Below are 19,902 nucleotides of genomic sequence, written 5' to 3'. Positions count from 1 at the left end.
TTAAGCCACTACCAATAAATGTTTAATATTAATTCTGATTGTCAGTGTAATAACTGGTATCACGAACATGATTGGAGTTAGGTTAACCATTTCAGTAAGGGCGTTAATAGTGAAGTAAAAAGGGTTTGCCGGTCAGCAAACCCTTTTTATAATCAGAAGTTATACCCCAGCCCGCCCCCAACAGTGCGGTAACGTGTGTCATAATCGGTGTGTAGAAAGAGGTTCTTGCTGACTGTGTATTGCAACTCAACGTGCGCGCGCAGGTAGCCTCCAATCAACCACTGAGTCTGATACTGGAAATCTAAGCGGGGAAACAACATCTGCTGCCCATTGAGTTGAAAACGGACGTTGCCACGTGTGTCGAGTTTAACCTCTGACTGAATCAAAAACGGCAACATATACCGAATACCCGCCACCGCCCGGATGATGCGTTGATCCCCAGTTGGCTGTCCTTCTTCGGGCCGTATCCGGCGCAGGAATTCCTCGTTGCCTCCGTCTATTCCAGCAAATACCCGAAACCAATCGCCGAGGTAGCGTTCATAATCCAAATCGAACTCGAACCGATTTGTGCGCCAGTCGTGGTCACCCCCGGCAACGATGGCGTTTTTGTTAGTAGAGACATTTAGATTAAAGTAGTTGATCGGATAACCAGGTTGCAGGAAGCCCCAGACAAACGGCTGATTATCGCGCATGTCGCGCAGGTGAAGTTTTTGAATAGCAGCGATGGATGAGTCCGGTTTGTCGCCATAGCTAACCACGCGGGCCATTCCGCTGAGCATATGATACAGCAGGTGACAGTGAAAAAACCAGTCTTTCTCGTCATCAGCCATAAACTCAATCGTGACGTTTTCCATGGGCGATACGTTCACCGTATGCTTCAGGGGTGAATACTGACCCTGCCCGTTCAGTACGCGGAAGTAATGACCATGCAAGTGAATCGGGTGCATCATCATGGTATTGTTCGTCATACGGACACGCACAATTTCGCCCCGACGGATTTGAATCATGTCGGCTCGCGAGAGTGGCTGTCCGTTAAAGCCCCAGATGTAGCGGAACATATTGCCCGACAGGGTGAGCGGTATTTCGCGGATAGGGCGATTCGCCGGAAAGACAATCGGTTCGGAAGACCTGAGAATGCTGTAGTCGATGGTATTCTGCTCGTCCATCATGTTCATCCCTTCCATACCCCCGCCCCCACTGCTCATTCCTTTCATCCCGGCCTTATCGCCAGTTTTATTGTCCATGTTCATTTTACTGTGATCCATACCAGCCATGTCATCCGGCTTTTTGCCGTCCGTTTTCGTAGTGGGCATCGAATCCATTTTCATGGCCATGTTACTATGGTCCATGCCCCGGTCCACCGACGCGGGCATGGAGGAGTGTCCCATCTGTCCATGGTCCATCCCCGTCATGTCCATCTTACCATCTTTGGCCGTTTTCATGCCACCCATGTTCATGGCACTATGATCCGTCCCAGCCATTGATCCAACCGCTTTTGAGGGCTTTGAGGCTTTTTTTGCCGGAATCGCCTGCTTGGCAGACGGCTTTTCACCCATATCCATCTGGCTGTGGTCCATCCCAGCCATCGGATCCTGCTTTTTCGGTTTGCCGGGTACGGCCTGTGCTGGCTTAGTCTGTCCCATCTGCATCTGACTATGGTCCATGTTCCCCATGGTTGGTTCTTTGGTGCCCGGTTTTGCTGGATTTACGGGTTGTTGGCTAGCCCCATGATTCATCCCGGCCATATCGTGCAGCATGGGGCCGTTCATGTCGGAGTTAGTCTGAGCAGTTGTGTCGGTTTTGCCCATGTTCATCGTACCCATGCCCATCCCCCCCATTCGACTCATGTTGGCGGTTAATTTATACAGATCGGGGCGGGGGACAGTGGGGGCGTACTTCGCCTTACCTTTTCCCAGCAAAGCCGTTGCGTAACCAGAACCGTCTTGTGCCGTCGCCCGTACTTCAAAAGCGCCACCGTTTGGGACAGTGACAATAAAGTCGTAGGTCTCAGCAATGGCAATTAGCCGCCGGTCAACGTCCACCGGTTGCACATCCAGACCATCGGCAGCAATCAACTTCATGGGACCACCGGCATAATTAACGTGAAAATAGGTGGACGCACTGGCGTTGATAACCCGAAGCCGAACGGTTTGACCTGCTTTGATTTCCGGGTATCGAACCGTGTCTTTTCCATTTACCAGGAACCGGTCGTAGTAAACGTCGGAAATATCCATCGGTGCCATTTTCATCATCGACTGCCGCAGGTACGCCCCCACGGCCTTGTGCTGAATAATGCGGTTGAGCGATTGGACATTGTTTTTTTTGATCGAGTACCATTCGTTGCGCCGTTTCAGGTTTTTCAGGATATGGGCCGGATTTTCATCCGTCCAATCCGACAGTAGTAACACCAAATCATGATCTACTTTGTGAGTGGGCTGCTGAGGTTGAATGGCAATCGAGCCGTATACGCCAATCTGCTCCTGATAGCGCGTGTGGGAGTGAAACCAGTACGTACCTGACTGAACGAGGGGGTACTCAAACGTGTAGGTGTCGCCCGCATGAATAGGGGGGGTATTCAAATACGAAACACCATCCTGTTTGTTGGGGAGCAGGATGCCGTGCCAGTGCAGCGAGGTTTCTGTTTTCAGTTTGTTATGAACCCGAATAACGGCTACATCACCTTCTGTAAACCGCATGGTGGGTCCGGGAATCCCACCGTTTATGGTCATGGCCTTTTTGGGTTTGCCCGTAATATTAACCATCTGCTCATCAATGACCAGATCATACGGTACCCGTTTCCCTGTCGGCTTTACGTTCGCCAACGCCTGTGGCCGCGACACGGGCAAACTTGTTTTGACAGCTGGGAAGTTAGACTTGTCAGGATTGTGAGGTTGCTCAGCCGACCGATTGGCATCGGGCATTGTGTGCTGTTGATGTTGTCCGTAGCTGGCCGTAAACACCAGAACAAGATAGGTGATGAGAAAAAAACGTTTCATAATCAGTGCTTTCGAATTATAACTTAATAAAACAAAAAGCCCTACCTTATAGCAGAGCCGTTTATAATTAACAGGCCTGGTCTCTCAATCCTCTTTACTTATCCAGTTCAGCGATTTTGTTCTTCATTTGCCTGATTTCTTTTTCCTGTGCTGAAATGATATCCTGCTGTAACTTTTGCAGTTCGGGATCGCTGAGTTTGGCCGCCCTAGCCATCAGAATGGCTGCGGCATGGTGCGGAATCATCGATTTGGCAAACTGCTTATCGCCAACCGCCGTTTGAACACGAATGAGAAAAAAAAAGCCGACCAATGCTAGGGTACTAATCGCGACGATTAGTACATTCCGCTGTTTATTTGTATACATGGACGACATCAATAGTACTTCGATAATAAGCATTGGCATTGTCATCAGGCCAGCCATGTACAACTGATTGACGTTCGGAATTACATTTTCAAAACGGTCCACCATCGAGTACATGAGGATGTACATGGAGAAAAAGGACAAGACTCCCATGATGGCTAATTTGCCGTAGTGGTTTTGCCCAGCCATCGTGTGGCCCTGCTGCATTGACCGAACCTGGTCGGTCTGTTGATCGTGTGTTTCCATAAATAGATTTGTTGAGTATCAGTAAAACAAATAAGCTGCCCCACCGGATAGTGGACCAGCTTATAAGATTAAGACCATACCGTTACAAAATTTTAGAAATCAGGGCCGTGGTATTGGGTCTGCTTTATAGCCTGCCCGTTCAACCGCTTTTCGGACCTCCTCACCAATGCGGTTGTCCGTTGTCTGCACGGTTAGAATCTTATCCGGACTGGCGGTGTCTACATTCCAGCCATCGAGTTGTTCGATGTCATTGAGAAAAGGCGTTACGGTTGCCACGCAACCACTACACTTAATGTTTGTCTTGAAATTCAGCGTTTCCATGTTCGTTGTTATTACTTGGTTTATGTCTTGTTAAACTGTTCCCTTCATTCATCACAACTTAGTCGCCCGTAGCCGCAGGCTATTCGTAACCACTGACACGGAGCTAAGCGCCATCGCAGCCCCGGCAATCATCGGGTTCAACAAAAAGCCGTTCACGGGGTATAACAACCCGGCTGCAATGGGAATCCCAATCAGGTTATAGATGAAGGCCCAGAATAAATTTTGCCGGATGGTCTGCACGGTTTTACGGGATAGTTGCAAAGCCTTGGGTACACTATTCAGGTCGGAGGTGATAAGTGTCATTTTTGCTACATCCATCGCGATATCGGAGCCGCGTCCCATCGCGATGCTGACATCAGCCTGCGCCAGTGCCTGTGAATCGTTGATACCATCGCCGATCATGGCGACGACTTTGCCCTGTGCCTGTAGCTGTTTGACGAATTCCGCTTTATCGGCGGGTAGGGCCTCCGCTCGAAAGTCCTTTAGCCCAACCGCTTTGGCAACCGCCGCGGCCGTCTGGGCATTGTCGCCGGTCATCATGTAAACAGCAATGCCTTGCTCGTTGAGGGTATGAATCGCTTCGCAGGCGGTTTGTTTAACCGGATCGGCAATGGCTATCACGGCCAGAATGCGTGTTTGGTCAGCGAAATATACCACCGTCTTGGCCGCTTCCTGCCAGCTCTCGGCTACCTGTTTAATGGCGGGGCTAACCGTAACCGCCCGTTCTGCCAGCAATCGGGCGTTGCCAACCAGGTAGGTTATGGCTCCAACCCGGCCTACAACCCCCCTACCAGTCAAACTCTCGAATTCGTCCAGGGTTGTTCCGGTTACCTTTCTGCTACGCAACTGCTCAACGACGGCATCGGCCAGCGGGTGTTCAGATTGGGCTTCCAGGGCATAGAGGACCGGCATTACATGGGCCACCTCATCGTCGCTTACTTGCCAAGCCAGATCCGTTACGGTGGGTTTACCTTCGGTAATGGTGCCGGTTTTGTCCAGCACAACGGCATTGACTTTGTAGCCGAGTTCCAGGCTTTCCGCGTCTTTGATGAGGATGTTGTTATCGGCTCCTTTACCGACGCCGACCATGATGGCTGTAGGAGTAGCCAGCCCCAGCGCACAGGGACACGCAATGACCAGCACGGTCACAGAGGTTAACAGCGCGTGGGTGAACGGTCCGCCGTCGCGGGCGTTTTCACCACCGAAGAACATCCAGGCTCCGAACGTTAGTAGAGCGATGCCGATCACTACGGGTACGAAGATACCGGCAATCTTATCGACTAATTTCTGCACTGGGGCTTTGCTGCCCTGTGCTTCCTGCACCATGCGGATAATTTGCGCCAGCACAGTTTCACCACCCACCTTTTGGGCCCTGAAGCGGAACGACCCTTTTTGATTGATAGTCCCAGCAAAGACGGTTTCTCCGGTTCGTTTGACTACTGGAACCGCTTCGCCCGAAATCATACTTTCATCTACATACGATTCCCCGGATTCAACAACCCCATCAACTGGAATCCGCTCACCCGGTCGCACGACGATGAGCTGACCGACGCGCACTTGTGCGATGGGGATGTCGCGTTCGACCGAATGCGGCCCGGCTCCGTCCTCGACAATTCGTACGGTCTTTGGTTGCAAACCCATCAGCTTCTTGATAGCCGACGAGGTATTTGATTTGGCCCGTTCTTCGAGCAGCTTGCCCAGCGAGATGAATGCGATCACTACCGCAGCGGCTTCAAAATAAACGTGCGGGTGCAAACCCCGGCTATGCCAGAACTGAGGATTTAGTGTGTTGAAGGCACTAAACAGAAAGGCGATGCCTGTTGACAGCGCCACCAGCGTATCCATGTTTGTTTTGCCATACCGGGCCTGCTTCCAGGCATTCACAAAGTAGGACCGACCCAGCCAGAACACGACCGGAGCCGACAGAGCCATCATAATCCAGTTGACGTACGGGAGGTCCATAAAGAACATACCCAGCACAACCACCGGAACGGATAGAATTCCGGCCCACAAGGTTCGTTTTCTTAATGATTCGTACTGTCGCTGTTGCGCTTCCTGTTGTACCTGCTGAGGATCGTCAACGTCGACCACTAAGTCGTAGCCAATGGATTGCAGTACCTGCTGCATCCCGGACGGGGTAATCAGTTTAGCATCATACTCGACCGAAGCCGACTGGTTGGCGTAGTTGACGGCCGCTTTCGCAATGCCGGGTGTATGGCTAAGCATGGACTCGACACTGACGGCACAAGCTGCGCAGGTCATCTCCAGTACTGGAAACGTTTGGCGGGTTAGCTCACCCGTAGTTGCGGATTTTGCAGGAGCAGTAATGGGTTGGGTCATCATGGTTTCGTCAATTTATAGGGCAAAGGTCGCCCCGCCTACCACCCATTTCGTTATACAATTACCCCGGCCGCTTGTGAGATTTTAGGGGATGCCCAAAGATGAACCACCACCGGCCTATTGGTTGCTGCTTACAGAGTCCCCTGCTGCAATACTTGCTTCTGTTGACGTACCTGACGGAAATAGGAAGGAGTCAAGCCGGTCTGCTGCCGAAACCGGTTGGAAAGGTGTTGCACACTGCTGTAACCCGTGCGGTGAGCAATCTCAGTGAGGGTCTCATCTGAGTACACCAGCCATTCTTTCACCTTGTCGATTCGCCGGAGGATAATATACCGTTCCAGCGTGATGCCCTCTGTTTTTGTAAACTGACTGCTGATGGTGTCATAATCTAGACCTAGCGCGTCCTGAATCTGGGTTGATAGTCGGCGGTTCTGCCGGTCGGAAGGCCGCACCCCCGCCGGTGCGGATCCGATGTTGCTTTCGCTAAGGTCAGTCGCCTGTGCGAAATAAGAATCAACAAAGGTTTTGGCTCGCTGGTGAACGGTCATTTTCTGTTGATCCTCCAGAAGACTAAATCCCTGCTTCGATAAAACAGTCTGGATGCGCTCCATGTCATTCGACGTTAAAGCGTCTCGAAGTGTGACCTTTCCTAACTGAACTGTAAGGACATCGAAACCAGCCTGAGTTAGTTCACGTTGAACGACGTCGATGCACCGGGCGCACACCATGCCCCGAATTCGTAGCAAACCTGCCTGGTGTTCCGCCTTACCGGCGTTCTGATCGTCCGGCTGAATCGCTTTCATTATTGTTGGCTCCATTTCTATCGGGCAATATCTCACGGGGTCGCCGGCCGGTTGAATGCCGACCTGACTACTTACCCCGTCACGCACTGGTGGAAGTAATTGCAGTGTACTCAATACGATAACAAACAAAGCTATGGGTATGAGTGATGCAGAGGCTTGCAAAATTCGGGCCTTGCCTTGCAGAATTTTTGTAGTATGGCCTTTTTTAACGTCCAGCGAGTTAAGTTGATGAGCTAGCGTGTTTTGCGCTTTCAGAATACACAACGAATGCTAACGGATCCAGGAATATGACGCATCAGCACCGGTATATGATACACGGCTTAACGACCACCGAGCAGGCCGAAGCCATCCAAAAGCGTTTGATTGGTCAGCCGGGCATCATCGACGCCCGGCTAACCGTTGACCCACCCGAAGCGTTGCTTACGGTTGAGCATCATCCTTCCGCTGCCGACATACAGCAACTGGTTTCGACGGTCGGATCGTTTCATGTGATGGAAGCCCGTGATGAGCCAGCCCCTATACATACCGACCATCAGGCAAGCGGGTTGCCTGCCAATCCCACCCATGACCACGAACCAAATGCAAACCGCGTAGGGTCTGCTGCCGAATCACCCGCTGAACAGAAAGCACTGCAACATATTGGGCACGATGGCCACAGTGGACCCGACAGTCCCCAGCAACATCAGGGCGGCATAGGGATGGAACATGAGTCGATGGATCACGCCCAGATGGATCATTCTAAGATGGGACATGGTAAGCAAGGCGGTCATGGGGGACACGGGGGGCATGATCATGGAGCCATGATCGCCGATTTTTTACGCCGGTTCTGGATTTGTCTCGCCCTGTCGGTGCCGGTTGTCCTCCTGTCAATGATGTTTCGCGACCTGACGGGCTACACCCTTGACTTCCCCTTTCGGAATGGGGTGGTGCTGGTGCTTGCGTCCATCATTTATGGCTACGGCGGCTGGCCATTCCTAACGGGTATGATCGGCGAACTGAGGAATCGGCAGTTGGGCATGATGACGCTCGTTGCCGTAGCCATCACCACCGCCTATGTCTATAGCGTCGTCGTATCGGTGGGGTGGTTGAGTGGTATGGATTTCTTCTTTGAGCTGGCCACGCTGATTGATATCATGCTGCTGGGACATTATTTCGAGATGAAATCAGTAGCGGGAGCCTCACACTCATTGGAGTTGATCGTACAGATGTTGCCTTCTGATGCCCACAAGGTGAATGGAGATACCATCAGCGACGTAAACGTCACGTCACTGGCTATTGGCGACGTAGTGCTGGTTCGACCCGGAGAACGTATTCCGACGGATGGTGAGGTAGTTGAGGGGGATAGTGCGGTCAATGAGAGTATGTTAACGGGTGAAAGTGTGCCCGTACAGAAAGCGCTGCGCGATACGGTTATCGCCGGGGCGGTTAACGGAGAAGGGTCGCTCAAAATTAAGGTCACCCATCGGGGGGAAGACAGCTACCTCAACAAAGTGGTTAAACTGGTTGAGGAGGCTCAGAATGCCAAATCACAAACCCAGACACTGGCTGACCGCGCAGCGGGCTGGCTAACCATTGTATCCCTGTCGGTGGGGCTAATTACCCTTGTAACCTGGCTCTGGCTGGGTAAAGACGTCGCTTTTGCTGTCGAGCGGATGGTTACGGTAATGGTGACAGCCTGCCCCCACGCCTTGGGCGTTGCAATTCCGCTGGTAGTAGCCATCTCCACAGCCATTTCAGCCCAAAAGGGACTACTTATTCGCAACCGGACTGCCTTTGAGGAAGCCCGCAAAATTACCGCGATGGTTTTCGACAAAACCGGTACGCTGACCGAAGGCGAGTTTGGCGTTACACGCGTCAAGGTGTTGTCGGCAGAGATGGACGAGACAACCTTGTTAGGTATGACAGCCGCTTTGGAACAACAGTCACAACACCCGATTGCCCAGGGCATTGTTCGTGAGGCTCAGAAAAGGAAACTGGATTTGCCATCCATCAGCAACTTTCAATCCATTACGGGTAAAGGCGTTACGGCTACCGTGAACGGAAAATCGGTTGTGGTTGTCAGCCCTGGCTATCTGAAAGAGAAAGAGATCAAACTGCCCCCGGATGCAACCGGCAGCGATGCCGAAACGGTAATCTTCGTTCTGATGAACGATCAACTTATGGGTTACATAGCCTTAGCTGACCGTATACGCGATGATTCTAAAGAAGCCGTTCGACGCTTACAGGAGTCGGGTATAAAGGTGTATATGGCCACTGGTGATAACCAGAAAGTAGCCGATACCGTTGCTAAAGAACTGGGTTTGGACGGGGTATTCGCCGAGGTGCTGCCCGACGAGAAAGTAACGATCGTAAAGGATTTACAGGCAAAAGGCCAATTCGTAGCCATGACCGGCGACGGGGTTAATGATGCTCCCGCCTTAGCGCAGGCCAACGTAGGCATCGCCGTAGGTTCCGGCACCGATGTTGCCGCTGAGACTGCCGACATTATCTTAGTCAACAGCAAACCCACCGATATTACCAACCTGGTTGATTTTGGAAAGGCTACCTACCGCAAGATGATTCAGAACTTATTCTGGGCGACGGGTTACAATGTGATTGCCGTTCCGCTGGCGGCTGGGGTGCTGTACCCCAACTTTGTGCTTAGTCCGGCCTTGGGTGCCGTATTAATGAGTGCAAGTACAGTGATTGTAGCACTGAACGCGCAACTCCTAAAGCGGAGTCTTAACCCCAAACAGGAATAGCTATTACGCCTTTACGGTCAATTTTATCCCGTTCAATGAACTATTTTTCTTAAAGTTAGGCCCGGTCACCAAAGCAATAAAGGGCTTTAGCGACTGGGCCTTAACCCTGTTAATTATAGATTTCGTACCGTTACTGCTTATTCATATGGGTATGCTGATTCTCAAAGCAGTGCAGTGCGCAGGCTGTTCCTTTGTAGCTTTCATGCACATTCCCGATTTTTTTGCCCTTAGCATTAAAAATGTCACAGGTTTTATCCGGATTATTTTTGATGGTGAACATCAGATCGCCATTGGCATCCATATAGGTTTTCCCATCTTTTCCCATATGCCCCAGCTTTTTGTTCGTTTTGGCATCGACTAAGTTGCCCTGCCCGTCCACAAAGGCCATTTTGTGACCTTTCGCATCCTGTATCATCTTGTCTTTGGTAACGAGTCCAATCGTTGCTCCCGTAACGTCTTTCACCTGCCCAGTGGCATTGATCGTCATCGGTTGTTTATAATTGGCACCTTGCGCATACGTATAAAAGGGGCTGGTAACCAGGCAGACAAAAAGAAAAACGAGTGCTAGTGATTTCATGATGGTCTTGTTAAAAGTTGGTTGTAGTTACCCAAGGCGACTCGCTTGTTGTATCCGTAGGCTTCACCCATTTAGCGTACCAAGCAAGATCACTGGATTATATAATAATCTGTATCAAAGGTCAGAAGTGCGTGGGTTCAATGAGATGATCTTAGTTACATAAATTCCTGACCTTTCTCATATTTCTACAACTGAAGCAGTTAGCTCTTCATTTGACAGTCTTAAATGAAAAAGGGGTGGGTAGTTCTGCGGAAAGGGAGATAATTCGTCGTTTAAGCCAGCAGTGTACAAAGTTGTCTCAAGAAAAGTAGCGTGGCTGTTGCACAACTCCGCTTTTTACATCGGTTGTTCTCTCTGTGTAGGCTAGTGGTCAGATTTTCTCACCTCGTTGCCCCATCTCAGTTGAGATAAATCATGGTAAAGCTTAGAAAAGTGTCACCAGAAGCCAATGACCACTCCACTTTTAGGGCTATGGCTTGGCTGACGGTAGACTTGGTAGTGAACTTCATATACTTCTTCAGATTGAAGGCCACTGCTGCCATGAGCATCACCTTGTGAGCCCCAGCTTTGCCTCGTACATTTATCTTTCGTAACCCATAATAGTCGACCAAACTGCCTAAGGCTGGTTCTATCGTCGCACTCCGTAACCGCTTCATGCGCTTGCCTCGTGGGCTTTGCTGGCGTTCTAGGGCTCGTCGATAGTGTGGATCATAGGCCGAACGAATAATCTGACGGCATTGGCTCTTAGGAACACACGTGGGTTTGAGGGGGCACTGTTGACAGTCTTGGTAAGCTGCTCGATAAACCTTCAATAAGCCTCCGTCCGCGTTCCTGTCGAACGTCTTAAAGGGTAAACGCTTACCCTGCGAGCAGGTAAAGTGATCTTTTTCAGGATCATAGGGAAAGCCTTCGATCTGTGGCTTGTACTTACCAAACACAGGTATCCACCCCGTGATTTTCCACCCCTCCAGCAAGGCATAGTTACCGCCATTAGAGTAACCCGTATCAGCCAGTACCTCTTCAAGGCGCAGCTCATTGGCGGCTAACCGTTTCTGAAGTTTCAGCGTAATATCTGGCAAACACTGGCTGTCTCGACCATCGGCAAAATCGGCCTGCACATGGCTAATGACCCCCTCGGCGGTATCAACTGCCAGATTGCAATGGTAGTTAAGTTTGCGGGCTTTACCCGGCTTGATGGAAATGCGGGCGTCAGGATCGGTTGGGCTGTAGTGGGTTTTGTTACTCAGTAACTTTGCCTTTTCGTTACCAGCTCCCAAGGTAGTCGGTGCACTTTTCAGGTTTTGCTGATGCTTTTTCAGCCGTCTCAATTGGTGATCGGCTGCGGTAATCACCGACGCAGGATGACGGGGGCTAAGTTGGGCTATGGAAGTCCCGGGCTGATCCTCAGCCGACTGGACCAGTCTGGGACCAGGTAGGTTGGGTTGTTTTTCTAACAGTCTTTCCATCGACGCATTCGCTTTGACAGGCGCTGAGTCGATGGCTACCCTACGGCCAGCCACCATGTTGTTAGCTACACATAGGCCGAACACTTTATCGAACACGGCTTCGAAGAGTGCTTCCGGATAAAGTTGTCGCGTACGGCTCAACGTGGAGTGCCAGGGTAATGGCTCATCAATGTTATAGCCCAAGAAGTACAGCATATCCATGCGTAGCGAGCAATGCTCGACTAACTTTCTGTCGGAAGTAATATTCTCCAGGCAACCGATGAGCATGAATTTGAAGAATACGACTGGGTCAATGGAAGGGTTTCCGGTATGGCCATAGAGCTGTTTAGTGGCCTCATAGATAAAGGTCAGATCGAGCGTCTCCTTTAACCGACGGTAGAAGTTGTGCTTAGGGACGCGGCTGGACAACTGAAAACAAGTGATTTGCTTTTCGGTATACTCTTTTCGGCCTTGCATACCTTAAGATACAGAAAAGGCCACTTAAATTCCTAAGTGGAGTTGTGCAACAGCCACTAGCCTTTCTTGAGACAAGGTCAATATCCTTTAAAAAGAAGTGTTCCTGTATAAACGCTCGTTTATATAGGAACAACGATCAAAGAAGGCGGATAAATTATTTCCCTGCCTTCCGGGTTACAAATACAAGAATCTATGGAAACGACACTTAATCCTCCCGTTGATAAACGGTGGAACATTGCCACGGGATTGGCCCTCTTTACCGTCGTGTACAATATCGGCGAAGGCTTGGTTTCATTGTATTTCGGCGCACAAGACGAAGCCTTGACCTTGGCAGGCTTTGGCGCGGATAGTTTTATCGAAGTCATTTCCGGCTTGGGTATCCTAGCCATGATCGCCCGTTTGCGTCGGTTCGGCAACAAAGATCGGGGCCGCTTTGAAAAGCTGGCTCTTCAAATCACGGGCGTCTGCTTGTATGTACTGGTGGCAGGTTTGATGATCGGCGCGGGCGTCAGTATTTGGGAGAATCAAAAGCCGGAAACGACCGTGGCCGGAATCGTGGTATCTCTGCTCTCCATTGCCATTATGCGAGTGCTTGCCAGGTGGAAGATTCGCACAGGCGAACAGCTCAGTTCAGCCTCTATTATTACTGATGGCAAATGCACAATGGTTTGTGTCTATATGTCGGTGGTGTTGTTGGCATCGAGTGTGCTGTATGAGTTGCTGCATCTACCCTACATTGATGCAGCTGGTATGCTGGGGCTAGCCTGGTTCTCCTTCAAAGAAGGGCAGGAGAGTTTCGAGAAATCGAACGATGTTGCGGCCTGCTGCGGTCATTGCTAGCGGCCTTCTATCGAACCATCAGAGTATCATCTAAAATGGCAGCAATTTTGCAATGGTCGGGGCAATCGGCAACCGCTTCCAACAATTGCAGTCTGAGGGTTTGCAATTGCACGATCTGTTCCTCAATCAGTCGCACTTTTTCCAGCACCTGGCCTTTGCCTGCGATGCAATCCATCCCGCCCGTTTCGTAGGAGGCGATGACCTGCTGAATTTCTGCCAGCGTGTAGCCGATTTTCTTTAATTCCTTGATTGCCCGAAGCCGCGATAAAATAGCCGGGGAATATTCCTTGTAGTTGTTTTCCCGCCTGGCTCGTTTGGGCAGTCGCAGCAGACCGATTTTTTCGTAATACCGGATCGTATCGCGGGAAAAGCCTGATTCCTGGGCAATGATGCCGATGAGCATAATTTTATCGGTGAAACGCTTGACAGTGGACTATACTCCACCGTTTAAATTTACCAGAAAAACCATGAAATCACTCATGCTTACCGGGTTGGCCTGGCTGCTCGTATTGTCCTGCCTGGCTCAGACAAAAACAACAAAGACGATGGAAACCCAAGCCGTTTTAAAGAAAAAAATCGCGCTCGCCTGCAAGCTTACAGACAAAGACCAGATCAAGCGCATGAATGAATTGCACCAGACGCTTTTTAAAAAGGTGTCACGCGCCGTTGAGCATCCGAATAGCTACGAGCTGGTGTTTGAAAAGTCCGATAATGCTATCATTGGCGACCTGGCTGAATTTATCAAATTCGAGCGGGTATGCTGCCCCTGGCTGGTGTTTCACCTGACCTTTCAGCCTGAAGAAGGCCCTATTTCCCTGGAAATGGGGGATTCCGCCGAAACAAAGGAAATGGTCTATCTGGTGATGGAACTCGACAAACTTGAACAGCCTGCCGTTCGGTAGGCTGTTTTGATTAATGTCGGGGTGCGTAGTAGATAACGCAAACCCCGATCAGCGCAATCAATGCGCCGATAATATCATATCTGTCTGGTCGGAATCCATCCACCTTCCATGCCCACAGCAGAGCCATGACAATAAAGAAACCGCCGTATGTGGCATACACGCGGCCAAATCCAGTGGGCTGAAACGTTGCCACGATGCCATAGCAGGCCAACATGATGCCGCCGATAACGCCATACCAGAGCGGTTTTCCCTCTTTCATCCAAAGCCAAACGAGGTATCCGCCCCCGATCTCACAGAATCCGGCCAAAATGAACACGAAAAGTGATTTGACAATAGCCATATCAGGCGCAGCAACTCTTTTGCTCTTGGATCGGCGGGCACTTCGCCGACCCATAGGAACAGAAGACACAACAATCCCCCGCCAACGGCTTTAAAAGGGTCTGGCAGGAGGTGCATTCATAAAAATAGGTGCAAGCATCGGTCGGCATGATCTCCGCTGCTTGGTGGCCACAATTTGGGCATGTAATCACAGATCCGAGTGTGACAGTCATTCCTTAAAGCGTTTTTGTGCTGGTGACTTTGTATCCGGTGGCATCCACCGCTTTTTTGATGTCAGCCAGAGAGGTTTTTTTGCTATCGTATTTCACGGTAGCAGCCCCTTTTTGGTACGACACATCCACCGCCGATACGCCCTTGATCTTGGTGACTTCCTGCTTGATGTGATGTTCGCAGCCTTCACAGGACATGCCCTTGATGGTGACATAGGCCACTTGTTGCGTGCCTCCCTGCGCGGGTTGCAAGGTCGCTTGATTCTTTTTCTGGTACAGCCAGTTTGAGTAAGAAGGGAAAGCCAACAGCAGCAATGCAATTGCTGTTATTACGCCCAAAATTGGCTTCGTTTGCCAAAAGGATGTTTTCTTCGTTTCACAATTACATTCCATCGTTTTTTTGGGTTTTAATTGTTCGTACCAGGCCCAACCCAACGCGCCCACCGTGAGCGCGATACTGTAAGGCCGCAAAGGTTCCAGCCAAGCCCACCCACCAGCCGAGCCAGTGGCACCCACCAGCAATGTGAGCAAAGGGACTGTGCAACAGAGAGAAGAAACAAAGGCGGTCAGTAGCCCGGTCAATCCTGCGAGTTTCATAGCTTTGCGATCGTTATGGCCCCAAATTAAACAGTTAGCAAGGGGCGGTTTGCATCGTTTCAAGATGTTCTAACAGCGAATGTAAGATGCCGGTTGATTCTGTCCGCAATGAATAAAAAACAGTCTGGCCGACTTTCCGGGCTTGGATCAACTGCGCATCTTTGAGCTTACGCAAATGCTGAGAAACAGCGGGAATAGTCATGCCCAAAATGTCGCTCAAATCGCAAACGCACAAATTGCTTTCTTCCCGCAACAAATAAATAATTTTAAGCCGGTTGGCATTGCCTGCCAAATCCAACACCTGAGCCAATCGGTCAAAGACTGGCCCGGCATATTTTATTTTCTCGGTACATTGGCGAATCTGTTCTTGATCGGCAAAGACGCGAACACAGTTTGAGGAATTTTCCATTTCAGAACAAAGGTAAGTAATTTGCTTATTTAAGCAAATTCTTAAATACTTGAATCACATACAGCGGTTTCTTTTTGCAGGAAAAGCCATAAAGTTTATTTGCAAGCGACGTGTGCTTGTGAACAACGCAGAGAAGCAGAAAGCCCCTTTCGGGGCCTTCTACACGTTAGATGCCTTTCTTTGCCCGGCAGCATGGGGGTAATTCCGCATCGGCCACCGTTTTAGCGTGGGTCGATGCTACGGCCTGCGCCGACATTGCCTTCGGGCAAGCGGGCGTACCTTCCAGCGGACACGTTTCGCTCCGGCTGGTGAAGCTGCTTAGGCCATAGGCCATACCTCCAACCGCCAACATGGTGGCGACAGAAGCAAACACTGTGCGTTTAGACATAATGAATTGATTTTAAGTGAGCGCGAAAGTTCAGATGGAGGGATGGGGGGTCTCCAAACTTTTTTCTAATAAAATTTTCTTCATGAACTGTTCGACCGCTTCGGCTTCTTTCAACCGCTGGGGTACGTCCTCCAATGGTATATCGGGAAACATGCGCCGTAATCGTTCAATCAAATTTTCTTGTCCACAATCACCGGGGCAATGATGGTGCGCGAAAGCAATTTTCTCGGCCATTGCTTTTCGGTAAACATCATCCAGCAGCAGCAAAACGCTTTTCGATAAAAGTACCTGAGCCGCTTTGAGTTGGATTAATTCCCGTTCGGGATCGCTGCTTTCTTTAACCGAATGCAATACCGCTTGAAGTTGGCCAATGGCCGTTGCCAAAGTGGGCTTAAAGTTTTCGAGAAGATCGGTTGAAATCATACCCATTTAACGGCTTGAGTATCACTTAGTTGTGAGACCCCAATTCTTCGTAAAAGTAATCCGCAATTATGTAAAACGCACAATTGCATCATGGTAATGCAACGATCATTCCTTTGTGCAAATATCCCTCGTGGGGGCCGCACCGCACCAGGCAGTAAGTTGGGCCATGCTTTAGAATCGTGACTTTCCCACTGGTAACGATATGCACCAGCTTAGAGCGGTGATCCTGCCGACGAAAGAGCAACGCATAAGGTAGCACGGCGGCTTGCTGACCTTCATCCTGTTTTGCAGCATCGGCGTCTATTGGGCGCGGGTCACGGTGCCTGTTGTCGATCAGGTTTTCTTTAATCGACTCCTCGAACTGCATCAGGCGCAGTAAAACGGAATGATACACCTCGGCGCGGCCATAATCGGGGGAATCGTTTTCGAGCCGTTGCAAGTACCCGTGTAAGTCGCTTTGGAGCTGCGAATAAGCCGGGGCATCGACCACCGACAAATGATTGAGCTTTTTACCTAGCGCGGTTAATTGGTGCTGAATGACGCGCCCGTTGCTCTGGTAGGGTGTTTCTCTGACGCTGGTATATCGCCATGCGCCCTCCCTTGTGTAGTCGATCAGAAAATTACTGCTCGACTGAGCAAGGCCGGGAGCTGCCACAAAATACAGCATCCCGGCACTGGCGAACCAACATAAAATTTTTCTCATACGCTGGGAAATTTAGGAGCGGTCGGGTAAATCGATTATCGGGCGATGCGCAAGGCTTCCGCGTAGGCATCCGGCAATTCGCTTTGCTCAACGGCCTGGGCTGCTTTTTCTACATCGTAGGCAACGCGCACGAACTCCACGGTAACCCCTTCGCGCGAACCTGGCCGCGCTGTTTCGTCTATCGTCAGCAGCACATAACCGGCCCTCGGATCACCGTCCTTTGGTTTTCCCACGGAACCAATATTAATGGCATGACGCCAATATGTTTCCTGGCCTTCTGCCTTGGCACTCACCACTTTGTGGAAGGGTTTGTGCGTATGACCGAAACACAGCACATCAGCACCCGCACCCTCGATCACGCGGCCCAAACTGCGGTCGCCCCGATCCTCAAACAGATATTCATTCACGCGCCGGGGGCTACCATGCACCAGCAGCAACGTGAACGGGGTTTGTTGCTGCCAAAGGTGTTCGGGGTCGTTGCCTAGCTCAAATTCCACGCGAATATGAGTTGGGAGCGTGCGCAGATACTGCCGCTCATCGTTGCCCACCTGGACATTGGTGTAGGCAATGGACACTTTGCCATTGGACTTTTCCTGTTCCTCTTTGTAGGCGCATCCGCAATCGTCGGAGCTGCGACCGATGCCATAATCATAATTCCCGGCAATCGTCGGAATACCGCGTTTGCGGATCGTGGCAATCACCTCGTTTGGCCAGATATTATAGCCGACCAAATCACCCAAACAATAAACCGCGTCAGGCTGGCGGCTGTCGATGTCGGCCAATACCGCTTCCAAAGCAGGCAAGTTGGCGTGAATGTCGGAAAACAGGGCAATTTTCATGCGTGCTTTTGGAGCGTCTTTTTGTAGTAGGGAGCAAACTTGCTTTGTTGTTTCAGAGCGAAATTGACCATCAGGATCAGCACCGGCACTTCGATCAGCGGACCAACCACGGCGGCAAAGGCCGCGCCTGAATTGATTCCGAAGACGGCAATGGCAACGGCGATACCCAACTCAAAATTATTGCCCGCTGCGGTGAAAGCGAGCGAGGTGGATTTGGCATAATCGGCACCGGCCCGTTTCGAGAGATAGAAGGCCGAAAAGAACATGATGGCAAAATAGATCGTCAGCGGAATGGCGATGCGCAGCACATCGAGCGGAATGGACACGATGAGCTGTCCTTTCAGGCTGAACATGACCACGATGGTAAACAGCAACGCGATGAGCGTAATGGGGCTGATGGCAGGCAAAAACGTCTGCTCGTACCATTGGCGGCTTTTCAAACGCGTCAGGATGATCCGCGAAAACATGCCTGCCAGGAAGGGCACGCCCAAATAAATGAAGACACTTTTGGCCACTTCGCCGATGGTGATATTCACCTCGTAACCATGCAGGCCAAACAGGGGCGGTAGCACGGTAATGAACAACCAGGCATAGACCGAATAGAACAGCACCTGGAAAATGCTGTTGAAGGCCACTAGACCGGCGGCATAGAGCCGATCACCGCCCGCCAAATCATTCCAGACAATCACCATTGCAATGCAGCGGGCAATGCCGATCATAATAAGGCCGGTCATGTATTCGGGTTTGTCAGGCAGGAAAATGACCGCCAGCCCGAACATGAGCAGCGGGCCGACGATCCAGTTTTGCACGAGCGAAAGACCCAATATTTTGGTGTTGGCAAACACCTTGGGCAGCTCGTCATACCGCACCTTCGCCAAAGGCGGATACATCATCAGCACCAGGCCAACGGCGAGCGGCACGTTGGTCGAGCCGGAATTAAACCCATTGATGAAGCCCTGCGACTGCGGGAAAAAATACCCGATGCCCACGCCGATCAGCATGGCCAGGAAAATCCATAGGGTCAAAAAGCGGTCGAGAAACGAAAGACGGGGGGTACTCATAATTGATCCTGAATTAGCGCGCGTTTCATGACGATGGCCGATGACGGGCATAAATCGCTGAATTGCTGCGTCTGTTGGATAGCCGCAGGCACTTCCTGCCGGCTGACGATTTGGAAGCCATGCCGCTCGAAATAGCGGTCGGCGGTATTGGTTATAAGATACACTTCTTGCAGGCTGGATGCCCGGGCGGCTTCCAGCAATCGGCCAACCAGTTGGGCGGCAATTTGCTTGCCCTGGTAGTGCGGATCGACGGCCACCGAACGCAGCAGGCCCACCGGGCCGAAGCGTTCCAAACCAGCCACCCCAACGGGAGTTTCCTCGTATTTCGCAATGAAAAAATCAGGAAGGCCGGTCGGTAAATCCTCAGTCAATAGGTGCCCTTGCTCTAGCAGGGCAATGACGGCCTCCCTATCTGCCAGTTGCGCGGGTTCGATCTGCATGGCCATCACTTATTGCGGAACAGGTTCACCCAACCGACTTTCGATGAATTCCTGACTGTAGGTTTTGATCAGATCCCGCACCCGGCGAAAGGAAGTCAATTTATCCTCGCCTGGTGTGTGCCCTGGATCGGGGAAACTGTGATGGATCATTTCGCCCGCTGTGGGAAAATACGGACATTGTTCGCGGGCATTGTCACACACGGTGATGACGTAATCGAACGGGATTTGCACATACTCATCGGCGTGATTCGAGGTATGATGCGAAATGTCGATGCCGTCTTCGGCCATTACTTGAATGGCCAACGGATTGACGCCGTGCGGAGCAACACCCGCGCTATAGACTTGGGCGCGGTCGCCTGCGAAATGCTGCAAATAGCCTTCGGCCATCTGCGAACGGGCGGAATTGCCCGTGCAAAGCACTAGGATTTTTTTCATGGCTGTTTTG

Annotated in this window: 22 protein-coding genes; 3 read left to right on the top strand and 19 right to left on the bottom strand. The window is 50.9% G+C overall.

The features are described 5' to 3' along the window. Positions 1 to 152 precede the first annotated feature (152 nt). The 5 genes from ACYVJM_RS28270 to ACYVJM_RS28250 all read right to left on the bottom strand — a co-directional run bounded on the left by ACYVJM_RS28270 (position 153) and on the right by ACYVJM_RS28250 (position 7,067). Positions 153 to 2,996, bottom strand: coding sequence for a multicopper oxidase domain-containing protein (locus tag ACYVJM_RS28270; RefSeq protein WP_460963701.1), 2,844 nt, complete (start codon positions 2,994 to 2,996; stop codon positions 153 to 155). A gap of 94 nt (positions 2,997 to 3,090) precedes the next feature. Continuing rightward, a complete protein-coding gene (locus ACYVJM_RS28265; protein ID WP_460963702.1) occupies positions 3,091 to 3,603 on the bottom strand; it encodes a DUF305 domain-containing protein in 513 nt (170 codons plus the stop codon). Positions 3,604 to 3,702: 99 nt separating this feature from the next. Then, entirely contained in the window at positions 3,703 to 3,924 is a 222-nt protein-coding gene (locus ACYVJM_RS28260) for a heavy-metal-associated domain-containing protein (protein ID WP_293691124.1), read from the bottom strand. 51 nt (positions 3,925 to 3,975) lie between these two features. Further along, on the bottom strand, positions 3,976 to 6,267 hold the full coding sequence (locus tag ACYVJM_RS28255; RefSeq protein WP_461151534.1) for a heavy metal translocating P-type ATPase: 2,292 nt from the start codon (positions 6,265 to 6,267) through the stop codon (positions 3,976 to 3,978). Between the two features lie 128 nt (positions 6,268 to 6,395). Beyond that, positions 6,396 to 7,067, bottom strand: a complete 672-nt coding sequence (locus tag ACYVJM_RS28250) for a helix-turn-helix domain-containing protein (RefSeq protein WP_461151533.1) — start codon at positions 7,065 to 7,067, stop codon at positions 6,396 to 6,398. 491 nt (positions 7,068 to 7,558) lie between these two features. On the opposite strand from ACYVJM_RS28250, the gene ACYVJM_RS28245 reads away from it, so the two are divergent. Beyond that, a complete protein-coding gene (locus ACYVJM_RS28245; RefSeq protein ID WP_460963792.1) occupies positions 7,559 to 9,808 on the top strand; it encodes a heavy metal translocating P-type ATPase in 2,250 nt (749 codons plus the stop codon). Between the two features lie 130 nt (positions 9,809 to 9,938). Here the strand turns inward: ACYVJM_RS28245 and ACYVJM_RS28240 are convergent, their stop codons facing one another. Together ACYVJM_RS28240 and ACYVJM_RS28235 are read right to left on the bottom strand one after the other, a co-directional pair. After that, positions 9,939 to 10,385 (bottom strand): 5-fold beta-flower protein, encoded by a 447-nt coding sequence (locus ACYVJM_RS28240; protein WP_460963705.1) that lies wholly within the window; start codon positions 10,383 to 10,385, stop codon positions 9,939 to 9,941. Positions 10,386 to 10,783: 398 nt separating this feature from the next. Next, positions 10,784 to 12,307 carry an IS1182 family transposase gene (locus ACYVJM_RS28235; RefSeq protein WP_460963706.1) on the bottom strand — a complete coding sequence of 508 codons (1,524 nt, stop codon included), beginning with the start codon at positions 12,305 to 12,307 and terminating at the stop codon, positions 10,784 to 10,786. Positions 12,308 to 12,499: 192 nt separating this feature from the next. On the opposite strand from ACYVJM_RS28235, the gene ACYVJM_RS28230 reads away from it, so the two are divergent. After that, complete coding sequence (locus ACYVJM_RS28230; protein WP_293691116.1) at positions 12,500 to 13,147, top strand: cation transporter; 648 nt, start codon at positions 12,500 to 12,502, stop codon at positions 13,145 to 13,147. Positions 13,148 to 13,154: 7 nt separating this feature from the next. On the opposite strand, the gene ACYVJM_RS28225 is transcribed toward ACYVJM_RS28230, so the two are convergent. After that, on the bottom strand, positions 13,155 to 13,550 hold the full coding sequence (locus ACYVJM_RS28225) for a MerR family transcriptional regulator (RefSeq protein ID WP_293691114.1): 396 nt from the start codon (positions 13,548 to 13,550) through the stop codon (positions 13,155 to 13,157). Between the two features lie 64 nt (positions 13,551 to 13,614). On the opposite strand from ACYVJM_RS28225, the gene ACYVJM_RS28220 reads away from it, so the two are divergent. Further along, positions 13,615 to 14,049: a hypothetical protein gene (locus ACYVJM_RS28220; RefSeq protein ID WP_293691112.1), complete on the top strand. Its 435-nt coding sequence runs from the start codon at positions 13,615 to 13,617 to the stop codon at positions 14,047 to 14,049. 10 nt (positions 14,050 to 14,059) lie between these two features. Here the strand turns inward: ACYVJM_RS28220 and ACYVJM_RS28215 are convergent, their stop codons facing one another. From ACYVJM_RS28215 to ACYVJM_RS28165, 11 genes are all read right to left on the bottom strand, one after another. Further along, a complete protein-coding gene (locus tag ACYVJM_RS28215) occupies positions 14,060 to 14,443 on the bottom strand; it encodes a YnfA family protein (protein ID WP_461151532.1) in 384 nt (127 codons plus the stop codon). After that, complete coding sequence (locus ACYVJM_RS28210; RefSeq protein WP_460963708.1) at positions 14,391 to 14,600, bottom strand: GDCCVxC domain-containing (seleno)protein; 210 nt, start codon at positions 14,598 to 14,600, stop codon at positions 14,391 to 14,393. The genes ACYVJM_RS28215 and ACYVJM_RS28210 overlap by 53 nt, the downstream gene beginning before the upstream one ends. Before the next feature lie 3 nt (positions 14,601 to 14,603). After that, positions 14,604 to 15,194 (bottom strand): mercuric transport protein MerTP, encoded by a 591-nt coding sequence (gene merTP / locus ACYVJM_RS28205; RefSeq protein ID WP_460963709.1) that lies wholly within the window; start codon positions 15,192 to 15,194, stop codon positions 14,604 to 14,606. A 34-nt stretch (positions 15,195 to 15,228) separates the two neighbouring features. Beyond that, a complete protein-coding gene (locus ACYVJM_RS28200; RefSeq protein ID WP_293691104.1) occupies positions 15,229 to 15,603 on the bottom strand; it encodes an ArsR/SmtB family transcription factor in 375 nt (124 codons plus the stop codon). A 166-nt stretch (positions 15,604 to 15,769) separates the two neighbouring features. After that, positions 15,770 to 15,991 (bottom strand): hypothetical protein, encoded by a 222-nt coding sequence (locus ACYVJM_RS28195; RefSeq protein WP_293691102.1) that lies wholly within the window; start codon positions 15,989 to 15,991, stop codon positions 15,770 to 15,772. A gap of 30 nt (positions 15,992 to 16,021) precedes the next feature. Continuing rightward, complete coding sequence (locus ACYVJM_RS28190; protein ID WP_460963710.1) at positions 16,022 to 16,414, bottom strand: phosphonate metabolism protein; 393 nt, start codon at positions 16,412 to 16,414, stop codon at positions 16,022 to 16,024. 88 nt (positions 16,415 to 16,502) lie between these two features. After that, positions 16,503 to 17,117 carry a hypothetical protein gene (locus ACYVJM_RS28185; protein WP_461151531.1) on the bottom strand — a complete coding sequence of 205 codons (615 nt, stop codon included), beginning with the start codon at positions 17,115 to 17,117 and terminating at the stop codon, positions 16,503 to 16,505. A 35-nt stretch (positions 17,118 to 17,152) separates the two neighbouring features. Beyond that, positions 17,153 to 17,956, bottom strand: a complete 804-nt coding sequence (locus ACYVJM_RS28180; RefSeq protein ID WP_460963712.1) for a metallophosphoesterase family protein — start codon at positions 17,954 to 17,956, stop codon at positions 17,153 to 17,155. Continuing rightward, positions 17,953 to 19,017 carry an ACR3 family arsenite efflux transporter gene (arsB, locus tag ACYVJM_RS28175; protein WP_460963713.1) on the bottom strand — a complete coding sequence of 355 codons (1,065 nt, stop codon included), beginning with the start codon at positions 19,015 to 19,017 and terminating at the stop codon, positions 17,953 to 17,955. Before arsB ends, ACYVJM_RS28180 begins: the two co-directional genes overlap by 4 nt. Next, on the bottom strand, positions 19,014 to 19,463 hold the full coding sequence (gene arsN2, locus ACYVJM_RS28170) for an arsenic resistance N-acetyltransferase ArsN2 (protein WP_461151530.1): 450 nt from the start codon (positions 19,461 to 19,463) through the stop codon (positions 19,014 to 19,016). The genes arsB and arsN2 overlap by 4 nt, the downstream gene beginning before the upstream one ends. A gap of 3 nt (positions 19,464 to 19,466) precedes the next feature. Beyond that, positions 19,467 to 19,892 (bottom strand): arsenate reductase ArsC, encoded by a 426-nt coding sequence (locus ACYVJM_RS28165; protein WP_182462309.1) that lies wholly within the window; start codon positions 19,890 to 19,892, stop codon positions 19,467 to 19,469. Between the last annotated feature and the right edge of the window lie 10 nt (positions 19,893 to 19,902).

The sequence above is a fragment of the Spirosoma pulveris genome, from assembly GCF_054781875.1.
Note: the sequence above shows the minus strand (reverse complement) of the source record. Positions and strands in the feature narration are given on the sequence as shown.

Coding starts and splice junctions, on each gene's coding strand:
- ACYVJM_RS28245 (WP_460963792.1), top strand. CDS start 7,559: ATGGAAGCCCGTGATGAGCCAGCCCCTATACATACCGACCATCAGGCA.
- ACYVJM_RS28165 (WP_182462309.1), bottom strand. CDS start 19,892: ATGAAAAAAATCCTAGTGCTTTGCACGGGCAATTCCGCCCGTTCGCAG.
- ACYVJM_RS28265 (WP_460963702.1), bottom strand. CDS start 3,603: ATGGAAACACACGATCAACAGACCGACCAGGTTCGGTCAATGCAGCAG.
- ACYVJM_RS28220 (WP_293691112.1), top strand. CDS start 13,615: ATGAAATCACTCATGCTTACCGGGTTGGCCTGGCTGCTCGTATTGTCC.
- ACYVJM_RS28230 (WP_293691116.1), top strand. CDS start 12,500: ATGGAAACGACACTTAATCCTCCCGTTGATAAACGGTGGAACATTGCC.
- ACYVJM_RS28185 (WP_461151531.1), bottom strand. CDS start 17,117: ATGAGAAAAATTTTATGTTGGTTCGCCAGTGCCGGGATGCTGTATTTT.
- ACYVJM_RS28195 (WP_293691102.1), bottom strand. CDS start 15,991: ATGTCTAAACGCACAGTGTTTGCTTCTGTCGCCACCATGTTGGCGGTT.
- ACYVJM_RS28260 (WP_293691124.1), bottom strand. CDS start 3,924: ATGGAAACGCTGAATTTCAAGACAAACATTAAGTGTAGTGGTTGCGTG.
- merTP (WP_460963709.1), bottom strand. CDS start 15,194: ATGAAACTCGCAGGATTGACCGGGCTACTGACCGCCTTTGTTTCTTCT.
- ACYVJM_RS28255 (WP_461151534.1), bottom strand. CDS start 6,267: ATGATGACCCAACCCATTACTGCTCCTGCAAAATCCGCAACTACGGGT.
- ACYVJM_RS28235 (WP_460963706.1), bottom strand. CDS start 12,307: ATGCAAGGCCGAAAAGAGTATACCGAAAAGCAAATCACTTGTTTTCAG.
- ACYVJM_RS28200 (WP_293691104.1), bottom strand. CDS start 15,603: ATGGAAAATTCCTCAAACTGTGTTCGCGTCTTTGCCGATCAAGAACAG.
- ACYVJM_RS28210 (WP_460963708.1), bottom strand. CDS start 14,600: ATGACTGTCACACTCGGATCTGTGATTACATGCCCAAATTGTGGCCAC.
- arsN2 (WP_461151530.1), bottom strand. CDS start 19,463: ATGGCCATGCAGATCGAACCCGCGCAACTGGCAGATAGGGAGGCCGTC.
- ACYVJM_RS28240 (WP_460963705.1), bottom strand. CDS start 10,385: ATGAAATCACTAGCACTCGTTTTTCTTTTTGTCTGCCTGGTTACCAGC.
- ACYVJM_RS28270 (WP_460963701.1), bottom strand. CDS start 2,996: ATGAAACGTTTTTTTCTCATCACCTATCTTGTTCTGGTGTTTACGGCC.
- arsB (WP_460963713.1), bottom strand. CDS start 19,017: ATGAGTACCCCCCGTCTTTCGTTTCTCGACCGCTTTTTGACCCTATGG.
- ACYVJM_RS28190 (WP_460963710.1), bottom strand. CDS start 16,414: ATGATTTCAACCGATCTTCTCGAAAACTTTAAGCCCACTTTGGCAACG.
- ACYVJM_RS28225 (WP_293691114.1), bottom strand. CDS start 13,550: ATGCTCATCGGCATCATTGCCCAGGAATCAGGCTTTTCCCGCGATACG.
- ACYVJM_RS28215 (WP_461151532.1), bottom strand. CDS start 14,443: ATGGGTCGGCGAAGTGCCCGCCGATCCAAGAGCAAAAGAGTTGCTGCG.
- ACYVJM_RS28250 (WP_461151533.1), bottom strand. CDS start 7,067: ATGAAAGCGATTCAGCCGGACGATCAGAACGCCGGTAAGGCGGAACAC.
- ACYVJM_RS28180 (WP_460963712.1), bottom strand. CDS start 17,956: ATGAAAATTGCCCTGTTTTCCGACATTCACGCCAACTTGCCTGCTTTG.